Genomic DNA, 5,527 nt, shown 5'->3' with positions numbered 1-5,527 from the left:
GCGGCGTAGCCGGTCGGAGATGTCGTAGACGGTGAAGTCGGCCTTCTCCTCTTTGGGCTTGAAAGCGAGCAGCGGCATTTTGATGTCTTCGAGCACCACTTCCCCCAGTTCCGACTCTTCCACGAGCTCCTTGAGTTTCAACACGACATCCAGACAGGCGCGGTGGATGTTGTAGTACCCTTCAAAGCCAAGCCGCAGGAAGTTGTAGTACTGCGCGATCACCTGCGAACCGGGACGCGAAAAGTTCAGCGCGAAGGTGGGCATGTCGCCGCCCAGGTAGCTGACGTGGAAGATCAGCTCTTCGGGCAGATAGCTCCAGTCCCGCCAGAGCGCCCAGCCGACGCCGGGGGCCACCAGGCCGAACTTGTGTCCCGAGACGTTGATCGACTTGACCCATTTGAGGCGGAAATCCCACTCCAGTTCGGGGTTGAGGAAGGGGGCGACGAAACCGCCACTGGCCGCGTCCACATGGATCGGGATGTCGTATCCGGTCTTTGCGTTGTACTCCTCCATCAGCCGGTCGAGCTTCTTGATATCCTGGTACTCGCCCGTGTAGGTGGTGCCCAGAATGCCCAGCACGCCGATCGTGTTCTCGTCGCAGAGCTCCACGAGATCCTCCATCGCCACCCGGTAACCGTTCTCCTTTTTCATCGGCGCGTGGCGCAGCTCGATGTCCCAGTAGACGGCGAATTTCTCCCAGCACACCTGCACATCGGCGCCCGTGACGAAGTTTGGCCGGCTGGTATCTTTGCCTTGGGCCTGGCGTTTCTTGCGCCAGTTCCACTTCATCGCCATGCCGCAGAGCATCGCCGCTTCGCTCGATCCGATCGTCGAACAGCCGCAGGCGTCTTCCCCTTCTTCGCTCTGGGCATTGAAAAGATCGGCGATGATGTTGACACACCGCATCTCGATTTCCGCTGTCTGGGGATACTCGTCCTTGTCGATCATATTCTTGTCGAAAGTTTCGCTCATGAGCTGAACCGCTTCTGGCTCCATCCAGGTAGTGACGAAGGTGGCGAGGTTGAGGCGGGAGTTGCCGTCGAGCATCAATTCGTCGTGGACCAGCTGATAGGCGTTGCGAGGGGGCATTCCCTCTACCGGAAGGGTATATTTGGGAGCCGGCTTCATCAGATCACGTGCTCCGAATACAGGGCTGAAAACGCGTTCGGACGGCAAGATTTCGTCCATCTTCTTTTTTTTGTAAATCATGTCGGTCTCCTTGATTTTCTACCATTATGACATCATTTTCCATAAATAGCACTCAAAAACTCATTAATGTTGTTTTACTCTGCGACATGATATGATCATAATTAGAGAAATCGCATATACAGGTAAGGTATGAAAAAGAGTATGGAAGTGATCGGCCGTATCGGACCGTTCATTACGCAAATGGCTGAACGAAGCGCCGACGGAAAGCGTTATCTGATAAGCAGTTGGCGACTACGTCATGGCCTGCATCCGTTGCGTTTCGACGAGAGGGGAGGGATTCACAGACCTTCGGAGCGACTGGCTCTGCTTTTCATCGTCCGTCCCGAGCTTCTGACATGGTGGGTGGGCACACTTTTTATGATCGGTTCGCTCTTTTTCACGGCCGGCAGCCTCATGATCCTCCTCTGGAGCCAGCGGTACACGGCCGACACGATCAACCTGGTATATTTCATCGGTTCCATCTTTTTTACCACTGCCGCTTATGGTCAACTGCTCCAAGCGATCAATGCCAATATCGCCACGCGGGTGGGATGGTCGGCGAAGAAAAAGAGCTGGCGATGGTGGGCCCGGGGTTTACAGAGTGCCGGTTTCATGGCTGCCGGAAGCCAGTTTATCGGCACCATATTATTTAATATCAACACCTTCGACGCCTGGCATGGGGCCGAATCGGCGATAGGGAAGCATCTATTTATCTGGGCACCCAATATGATGGGATCGGTACTCTTCATGATATCCTCGTTTTTCGCCTGGATCGAGATCTATCGCGACGATTTTGTCAAGCCCTTCCGATCTTTGGCCTGGTGGGCGGTTTGGTCCAACATTCTCGGGTCGATCTTTTTCCAGATTTCGGCTATTTACGCTTGGATCAGCCCACTGACGGGAGAAGAGGCAAACGGTCATCTCTCCATCGTCTTTACACTCCTGGGAGCCATCTGCTTCTTTCTTGGGGCATATATCTCCAATCTGCAGCTTAAAGAGAACGAGAAACAGATGGATACTGACCAAAACTTATAAAGAGGATAAAAACATGAGATATCGAAAAGGAATTTTTTCCGCTTTGATGACAGGTATGTTGATTACGATGCCATTACAGGCCGATGAGACGAAAAAAGAGACGCAACAGCTCAGCAAAGCCCAGATCGCGAAGATGGCGGCAAATCCACTCAGTTATCTCTGGATGCTGGCGACACAGTACGATTATATACAGATGGACGGAGATGTGAATGGTGCCGACAAACTGAGAATCGACCGCTTTACGATGATGCCGATCATGCCGATGCAGCTGACCGAAAGCACGAAACTGGTTTTCAGACCGTGGCTGCCGCTCTTTGGCGCGAAACTTCCCTACCGGAACATGGACAATCTGAAATACAACGGTGCGACGCTGGATCCTGGAGATATCGGAAACCCTGACAACTGGCGGATCACGGGGACCGATTACCACGGCGGCATGGGCGATGTGGGATTTTGGGCGGCACTGACGAGCAACGAAGGGGCTTCACCGCCATTCGTCTGGGGTGCGGGAATCACGACAATGTTCGATACAGCCAGCCGCGACCAGTTCGGCACCGGCAAAAACGCGGCGGGACCGATGGGGGTGGCCTTCTATTTCAGCGACCGTTGGATCGTCGGGGCCATAGCCCAGCACTGGGTCGCGTATTCGGGCGACAGCGACAGGCGGCATGTGAGTTTGACGGATGTGCAATACGTACTGCGATACCGTATCAACGAAGAGACTTACATTGGCATGGCTCCCAACATGCAGTACAACTGGGTAACCAACGACTACCTGCTGCCGGTGGGAGGAGGTGGAGACACGATCGTCAAATTGGGCAGACTTCCCGTCAAAGTGGGAGCGGAGATCTACTACTACGCCAAACATGGACCGGACGCGATCCACAACGACTGGCAGTTTCGTGTTTTCATCATTCCGATCCTGCCGTCACCGGCGTGGTCCCACAAACCGATCTTCTGAACATAGATCACCGCATATTTTTGGGAACGGTGTTTCGACTCCATCGAGGCATCGTCTCCCCGGGGATGGTACGACTCCCCCAATAAACCTTTCTGTAAGCCCCTTTTCGCTAAAATCGCGTCAATTTGTTCACCAAAATGAAGTTTTTGCGAAACGCCAGTTATTCTAACTTTCAATCCTATGGAAGGTCAAAACATGACGCAACCTCTGCTTATCGAAATCGGTGTGGAAGAGCTTCCCGCCATACCACTGCTGAAAATTCTCGACGATATCGAAAGATCATGGGCGAAGATACTCGAAGCCAATCGCCTTTTGACGGAGTTCGAATTCTCCTACACGCCTCGCCGGCTGGTGCTGTGGCATCCGGAGTTTCCCGTCAAACAGCCCGACAGCGAGGAGGAGATGTTCGGTCCGCCGGTGCAGATCGCCTTCAAAGATGGCGAACCGACCCGCGCGGCGGAGAGTTTCGCCCAGAAGTGCGGCGTGCCATTGAGCGAGATCGGCCGGGGAGAGAAGGGCGGCAAAGAGGTGCTCTACTACAAAAAGAGCATTCCCGGCGAGCCGGTGGAGGCGCTTTTGGAAGAGATGCTCAAAACCTGGCTCGCTTCGATGCGTTTTGGCAAGATGATGCGCTGGGGCGACCGCAAGGAGGAGTTCATCCGTCCGGTGCGATGGATCGTGGCGATGCTGGGCGAAAAGGGTGTGCCCCTCGAACTTTACGGCGTAAAGAGCGGCAACACGACCCGTGTGCACCGTCAGGTGAGTTTCGATCCGGTCGCCGTGGATTCTCCGAAAGCCTACTTCGATGTTCTGAAAGAGGGTGGGGTGGAGCTTTTCGCCGACAGGCGGCGTGAGAGAATCCTCGAGGGTTTCGAAAAGATCGAGGCGGAAAACGGTGTCGAAGTGGGTCGCGACGACGAGCTGATGGACGAGGTTGTCGCCATCACCGAGTATCCGACACCGCTGATGGGAGGTTTCGATGAGAGTTTCCTGAAACTGCCGCCCGAAGTGATCATGACCAGCATGAAGGAGCATCAGCGCTACTTTCCGGTCTTCAAAGACGGGGTGTTGCACAACGCTTTCGTCGTCGTCTCCAACGCCAAGACCGACGACTTCTCCCAGGTGATCGCCGGCAACGAGCGGGTCCTCAAGCCACGTCTGGCGGACGCGATGTTTTTCTACGAAAACGATCTGAAAAGGGGGCTCGATCCCGAAGGCCTCAAAAACATCGTCTTCATGGACGGACTGGGAACGATGTTCGACAAGAGTGTGCGCGAGAGCGAAATCGCCACGGGACTGGCCGATCTGTACGCCGATCTTCTGGAGGATGAGACAGGGAGAGAGCGGGGCGAGATCAAAGCCCTCGCGGAGCGCGCGTCGCTCCTGGCCAAAGCCGATCTGCTGAGTGAAATGGTCTACGAATTCACCGAACTGCAGGGCATCATGGGCTACTACTACGCCAAAGCCCAGGGAGAGGACGACCTGGTGGCCGTCGCCATTCGGGACCAGTACCTGCCCGAAGGGGAGGAGAGCGAACTGCCGGAGAATCTCTTCGCGGCGCTCGTCGCCCTGGCCTACAAACTCGACAATCTGATGGCGCTCTTTTCGGTCGGAAAGATTCCCACCGGTTCGAGGGATCCTTTCGCCCTGCGCCGTGCCGCGGCCGGCATCGTCCGCATCGTCACCCACTTCGGGATCCCGTTCGACATTACGGCCATGATCGACCGTTTCAAGGGAGAGTACGCACCTTTCGACACGGCACTTCTGGAAGCCTTCTTCGACGAGCGTTTCTACAAGGCGCTGGATGCCAACCCCTCCATCGTCACGGCGGTACTGGCCAGCGGCGAGCGGGATATCTGCGAAATCGTCAGGAAGGTCGAAGCGCTCAGAAACATCACCGACAGCGACGAGTTCAAGACGGTCTTCACCACCTTCAAACGTGTCGCCAACATCAGCAAGGATCTCGATCTCGAAGGGGACCTGACGGTCGACCCCTCCCTTTTCGAAAAAGAGGAGGAGAAAACTCTCTGGCAAGCCTTCCAGGAGGTGACGGGCAGAGAGTACCCCGACTACGAAACACGGCTCGATGCGCTCTTTTCGCTGAAACCGCAGCTCGACCGCTTCTTCGACAATGTCATGGTCAACGCCGAGGACGAGAACCTCAGACGAAACCGCCGAAATCTGGTAGGCAGCGTCTACAGGGCTTTCAGAGAGATCGCCGACATCAAGGAAATTTCGGTTTGAAAGTGGGTAGTGGGAAGTGAGTAGTGGGTAGTTTCTCCTACGATACGATCGTCATCGGCGCGGGAATCGCCGGAATCTCCACCGCTTTCTGGCTGAAAA

Annotated in this window: 4 protein-coding genes; 3 read left to right on the top strand and 1 reads right to left on the bottom strand. The window is 55.2% G+C overall.

The genetic code is table 11. From position 1 onward, the window contains the following. A partial coding sequence (locus Q1K23_RS02100) for a glutamate decarboxylase (protein WP_300361801.1) occupies positions 1–1,209 on the bottom strand: 1,209 nt, incomplete at its 3' end. A gap of 141 nt (positions 1,210–1,350) precedes the next feature. Between Q1K23_RS02100 and Q1K23_RS02095 the strand changes: the two genes are divergently transcribed. The 3 genes from Q1K23_RS02095 (at position 1,351) to glyS (ending at position 5,428) form a co-directional block, all read left to right on the top strand. Further along, complete coding sequence (locus Q1K23_RS02095) at positions 1,351–2,223, top strand: hypothetical protein (protein WP_300361800.1); 873 nt, start codon at positions 1,351–1,353, stop codon at positions 2,221–2,223. Between the two features lie 46 nt (positions 2,224–2,269). Continuing rightward, positions 2,270–3,184 (top strand): hypothetical protein, encoded by a 915-nt coding sequence (locus Q1K23_RS02090; RefSeq protein WP_300361798.1) that lies wholly within the window; start codon positions 2,270–2,272, stop codon positions 3,182–3,184. Between the two features lie 195 nt (positions 3,185–3,379). Further along, the gene (gene glyS / locus Q1K23_RS02085; RefSeq protein ID WP_300361795.1) at positions 3,380–5,428 is read left to right on the top strand and encodes a glycine--tRNA ligase subunit beta; all 2,049 of its coding nucleotides are present in this window, start codon (positions 3,380–3,382) and stop codon (positions 5,426–5,428) included. The last annotated feature ends 99 nt before the right edge of the window (positions 5,429–5,527 follow it).

Source organism: Hydrogenimonas sp. (assembly GCF_029933015.1).
Lineage (GTDB): Bacteria > Campylobacterota > Campylobacteria > Campylobacterales > Hydrogenimonadaceae > Hydrogenimonas.
Note: the sequence above shows the minus strand (reverse complement) of the source record. Positions and strands in the feature narration are given on the sequence as shown.